3 protein-coding genes are annotated in these 6000 nt (G+C 39.4%); 1 reads left to right on the forward strand and 2 read right to left on the reverse strand.

Translation table 11 applies throughout. The annotated features are described in order from the left end of the window. Positions 1 to 27 precede the first annotated feature (27 nt). Entirely contained in the window at positions 28 to 1356 is a 1329-nt protein-coding gene (locus tag Q0037_RS00215) for a tetratricopeptide repeat protein (RefSeq protein ID WP_297513605.1), read from the reverse strand. Between the two features lie 74 nt (positions 1357 to 1430). Next, positions 1431 to 3977: a DNA gyrase subunit A gene (gyrA, locus tag Q0037_RS00220; protein ID WP_297513608.1), complete on the reverse strand. Its 2547-nt coding sequence runs from the start codon at positions 3975 to 3977 to the stop codon at positions 1431 to 1433. 263 nt (positions 3978 to 4240) lie between these two features. Here gyrA and Q0037_RS00225 point away from each other — a divergent pair. Continuing rightward, the coding region (locus tag Q0037_RS00225; RefSeq protein WP_297513611.1) for an ATP-dependent Clp protease ATP-binding subunit at positions 4241 to 6000 on the forward strand (1760 nt) is incomplete at its 3' end.

Genomic DNA, 6000 nt, shown 5'->3' on the forward strand with positions numbered 1-6000 from the left:
AGTGCTCTAGATGTAGAGCACTTTTTTTTATTTTCCAAGCTGAGCTTTCAATTCTTTCACCTTATCATTACGTTCCAAAAACTTATACACGGTGAGTAATCCATTGATTACGCCTTCGTTGTTTGGTTGAAGTTTATAGGCACTTTCTAAAATTGGCAATACTTTGTTGAATAATTTCTGACGCTCTACTTTCAAAAACTCAAATCGCTTTTGGTCTTTTTCAGTGTAGCCTAATTTATTCATTTCATCCACAAGCTTTTGATCGGGTTTCAACATCATATCAGCTAAGTTAACATATGCATCAACATAATCAGGTTTAATTTCAATGACGCGTCGGTAATATTTTTCTGCTTCATCGAATTGATTATTGTTCCCGCTTGTTACCCCAAGATTATATATCAATATATGGTCATTAGGATTTTTCTCCAACACTTCTTTGATGGTTTTTTGATAATTGGGAACATCATTTAACTTCAAATAAATCTCAGCCTCTGACAATAAAAGATTCGTATCGCCTGGCAGTTCTTTTTTGGCATCGGCTATCGCTGATTTTGCAGCATCCGTTTTACCTTGTTGCAAATAAATTAATGCAATATTTTTAACAATTTCACCGCGTTTAGAAGGCACTTTCTCTTCCGTTGGATCGGTATATTGACCTAACTCAATAAATTTATTTCGGATGGACTTGTCCGTAAAACTTTCTAACTGTCCTGTTAATTTATTTTTGGCAAAATATTTTACCCCTTCTCCCGTATAGTTTTTGTCCTTTAAGATTTCATAGTATTTTAAAGCACTGTCATAATCTTTACCTTCTACGGCATAACTCGCTGCAAAATAGAGATTTTCCATTTCTTTAGGCTCCATCAAATAAATGCTGTAAAGAATTTTGGAAGACTCTGAAAATTGCTTAGCATTTCCTAAACTAATGGCCACATTTAATAACTGACCTTTGAATGCTTGAATAGTTTCATTGATATCGTCGGTATATAATTTTTTTCCCGATTTAACCTCATAATCCAAAGTTTCACGCATAGCCACACCAAGACCTTCAATGGTATTAGGAGAAAAAAGTTTGGTCATTTGGGCTTGCATCACTACGGGCGACATATTTTTATCCCAAGTAGACATTTCCATCATCGGAACCATCGCTTTGTAAAACTTAAGATATACTTTATCCGATTCTTCAGTGGCTAAACCTTCTAGCTTTTGAACCAAATTTTTGTATTCAGTATACTCTTCGGTTTTTAACGCATCTTTAGCGTATAATTTTTTTAAAGCTTTCAATTCGTCTTTTTGTGCGAATGAAGCGGTAGCTAAGAATAGGGTTCCAGCTAAAAATAAATGATTGATTTTCATACGATTTGATTTAAAAAACGTAAAAAGCCACGATTGAATTTCAACACATGGCTTTTACACAATTATTTTACTTTTTATTCTTCATTTTCTTCGGTAGATTCGTCGTTTAATACGGTTCCTTCATTAAGGTCGTCTACTTCTAACTCCTCCGATTCTTCCTCTCGCATCACCTTAGTTACTGCGGCAATGGAGTCGTTATTTTTGATGTTGATTAGACGAACTCCTTGGGTAGCTCGACCCATAACACGAAGATCGGAAACCATCATACGAATCGTTAATCCCGACTTGTTGATAATCATCAAATCATCTTCATCGGTGACATCAGAAATCGAAATCAACGGGCCGGTTTTGTCGGTAATATTCAATGTTTTCACCCCTTTACCACCACGGTTGGTAATACGATATACATCTTCACCATCATCATCAACCAATTTGGTTCGTTTCCCATACCCATTTTCAGTAACCACCAAAATCTGTTTCTCATTGACTTCTTTTTCATCAACCGCAACCATTCCGATCACTTCATCTTTTTCGTCAGCTAAGGTAATCCCGCGAACTCCAGAGGCTGTTCTTCCCATAGGACGCGTTTTGCTTTCTTCAAAGCGCACAAGTTTACCCGACTTCACAGCGATAAGCACCTGACTGTTTCCTGTGGTTAGTTTTGCTTCTAACAATTCATCATCTTCGCGAATTGTGATGGCGTTGATCCCATTTTGACGGGGACGAGAATATTGCTCGAGTGGTGTTTTCTTCACCTGACCTTGTTTGGTCGCCATAATCACATAATGATTATTAATGTATTCTTCGTCTTTAAGGTCTTTGGTACAAATAAATGCCTTAACCTTGTCATCACTTTCAATATTGATTAAGTTCTGAATTGCACGTCCCTTGCTAGCCTTGGAACCTTCAGGAATTTCATACACACGCATCCAGTAACATTTTCCTTTTTGCGTAAAGAACAATAAATATTGGTGGTTGGTGGCAACAAACAAATGCTCTAGGAAATCTTGATCACGCGTCGCCGCCGATTTTTGCCCCACCCCTCCTCTATTCTGAGTCTTATACTCTGATAATGAAGTCCGTTTGATATAGCCCGCATGCGAAATAGTAATTACAACATTCTCGTCGGCAATCAAATCTTCAATACTAACATCACCTCCCGCATAAACAATTTCAGAACGACGTGCATCACCATATTTATCGCGAACTTCAATCAATTCTTCTTTGATTAAGGCCATTCGCAAGTCTTTATTGGCCAACAAATCTTTTAATCGCTGAATCAACTTCATAATATCCTCGTATTCAGCACGCAGCTTATCTTGCTCAAGTCCGGTCAACTGACGTAAACGCATTTCGACGATGGCACGGGATTGAATTTCCGACAAGCTAAAACGCTCCATCAATTTGGTACGTGCTTCATCGCCATCTTTCGATCCCCGTATAATAGCTATTACTTCATCAATATTATCGGAGGCAATGATTAACCCTTCTAATATGTGGGCGCGCTCTTCCGCTTTACGCAATTCAAACTGTGTACGACGAACCACCACATCATGACGGTGCTCCACAAAATGATGAATCAAATCTTTCAAATTCAGCATCTCGGGACGACCGTTCACTAAAGCAATATTGTTTACGCTAAACGAACTTTGCAATTGGGTGTATTTGAACAACATATTCAACACTACATTGGGAACAGCATCGCGTTTTAACTCATACACAATACGCATACCGCTACGATCGGATTCATCACGAATATTCGAAATACCTTCAATTCGCTTTTCATTAATCAAGTCCGCTGTCTTTTTAATCATTTCAGCTTTATTAACTTGATACGGAATTTCAGTTACTACGATGGCTTCTTTGCCATTGACCTCTTCAAAATTTACCTTACCACGAATGACAATGCGTCCGCGACCGGTTTTAAAAGCTTCACGAACTCCCTCGTATCCATAAATCACTCCTCCCGTGGGGAAATCAGGCGCTTTGATGTATTGAAGCAACTCGTCAATTTCAATGTCCGTATTATCAATATAAGCCAAGGTTCCGTCTACAACTTCTGTAAGGTTGTGCGGCGGCATATTGGTAGCCATCCCTACCGCAATCCCCGAAGCACCATTTATTAATAGATTGGGTATACGGGTCGGCATTACTTTGGGTTCGTACAACGTATCGTCAAAGTTCAATTGAAAATCAACGGTTTCTTTGTCGATATCTGCCATAATGTCTTCTGACATTTTTTTCATACGCGCTTCTGTATAACGCATGGCCGCTGGACTGTCACCATCGATCGAACCAAAGTTTCCTTGTCCATCAACTAATAAGTAACGTAAACTCCATTCTTGCGCCATGCGCACCATGGCATCATATACCGAGCTATCACCATGCGGGTGGTACTTACCGAGTACTTCCCCTACAATTCTCGCCGATTTTTTATGGGCTCTATTTGAAAAAACTCCCAAGTCATACATTCCATACAATACACGTCGATGTACAGGTTTTAAACCGTCACGAACGTCAGGTAAGGCACGAGATACTATTACAGACATCGAATAATCGATGTACGCACTTTTCATCTCGTCTTCAATGTTGATAGGAATTAACTTCTCTCCGTCAGACATATGCTAAATATTTTATAAAATTTTGGTTCAATTATTCAAACGTGCAATATACATCATTTTGTTTTTTTGAAAAGAAATTCCCACGGCATATTTCGACTTTTTATTAACAAAATCAAGGGTTGAAACGGTTAATAAATCCCCTGACAACCCTGACAACTATTGCGCTTTTTTTTGTCATTTTACAACCATAGGTTGCTGCGGAATGATTTTTGCAATTGCAGACTATATTTAGTAATTTTACCAAAACCCTTAATCGGATTGCTATGGATGACAATTTTTCACCTCGAGTCAAAGATGTAATCACGTACAGTAAAGAAGAGGCCTTACGCTTGGGCCACGATTTTATCGGCACGGAACATCTTATGCTGGGAATTTTACGCGATGGTAATGGGAAAGCAATCACTATATTGAATAATCTTTCGGTTGACTTGGAACATTTACGCCGTAAAGTTGAAGTATTGAGTCCACCTAACCCTTCGGCCGACCAAAGTATCGAAAAAAAGAATCTACACCTAACACGCCAAGCCGAGAGAGCTTTAAAAACTACTTTTCTAGAGGCTAAAGTTTTTCAAAGTACCTCAATCAGCACGGCACACTTATTGTTGTGTATTCTTCGCAATGAAAATGATCCCACAACCAAGCTGTTGAACAAATTAAAAATCGATTATGAGACAGCTAAAGAACAATATCTACAAATGACACCGAAAGACGAAGACTTCATGGATAATCTCCCCAAAAACGAATCGTATAATGACGATTCAGGTCAAGATGACAGCTTGAAGGGAGAAAGTTTTAATAATCCTACTAATAAATCCAACAAAAAGTCAAAAACTCCTGTTCTAGATAATTTTGGTCGGGATTTAACCGAATTGGCAGAAGAAGGAAAATTGGACCCTGTAGTGGGTCGTGAGAAAGAAATTGAACGTGTTTCTCAAATTCTCAGCCGTCGCAAAAAGAATAATCCCCTACTCATTGGTGAACCCGGGGTGGGTAAATCAGCAATTGCCGAAGGATTGGCTTTACGTATCATTCAAAAGAAAGTCTCACGCATCTTGTTCAACAAACGCGTCGTTACCCTTGATTTGGCTTCTTTGGTAGCGGGTACTAAATACCGAGGCCAATTTGAAGAACGCATGAAAGCGGTGATGAATGAATTGGAAAAAAATGACGACATCATCCTTTTTATAGACGAAATCCATACTATCGTCGGTGCGGGCGGTGCTACAGGCTCGCTCGATGCTTCCAATATGTTTAAACCGGCTTTGGCCCGTGGGGAAATTCAATGCATTGGTGCAACTACGTTGGATGAATACCGTCAGTATATTGAAAAAGATGGCGCTTTGGAACGTCGTTTTCAAAAAGTGATCGTAGAACCTACTACGGTGCCTGAAACCATTACTATTTTGAACAACATCAAAAACAAATACGAAGACCACCACAACGTCATCTACACGCCAGAAGCAATTGAAGCGTGTGTAAAATTGACCGATCGCTACATGTCCGAACGTTTCCTACCAGACAAAGCGATTGATGCGCTTGACGAAGCCGGATCTCGTGTCCACATTACCAATATTGATGTTCCTAAACAGATTTTGGACTTGGAACGCCAATTGGAAGAAGTGCGCGAACTTAAAAATTCTGTCGTAAAAAGGCAGAAGTACGAAGAAGCAGCAAAATTGCGCGATGACGAGAAAAAACTAGAAAAGGAATTGGCCATTGCCCAAGAACAATGGGAAGAAGATTCCAAAAACAATCGTATTCAAGTCACCGAAGATAATGTAGCCGATGTGGTCTCTATGATGACAGGCATTCCGGTCAACCGTATTGCGCAAACCGAGAGCAACAAACTGGCCCATTTGCCGGAATTACTTCAAGGTAAAGTCATAGGGCAAAATGATGCGGTGTTGAAAATTGCACGTTCTATTCAACGGAACCGTGCGGGACTCAAAGATCCGAATCGTCCGATTGGTTCCTTTATTTTCTTGGGATCAACTGGAGTTGGAAAAACACAATTGGCAAAAGT

Origin of the sequence: Flavobacterium sp., assembly GCF_027482425.1 — a bacterium.
Lineage (GTDB): Bacteria > Bacteroidota > Bacteroidia > Flavobacteriales > Flavobacteriaceae > Flavobacterium.

Coding starts and splice junctions, on each gene's coding strand:
- Q0037_RS00215 (WP_297513605.1), bottom strand. CDS start 1,356: ATGAAAATCAATCATTTATTTTTAGCTGGAACCCTATTCTTAGCTACC.
- gyrA (WP_297513608.1), bottom strand. CDS start 3,977: ATGTCTGACGGAGAGAAGTTAATTCCTATCAACATTGAAGACGAGATG.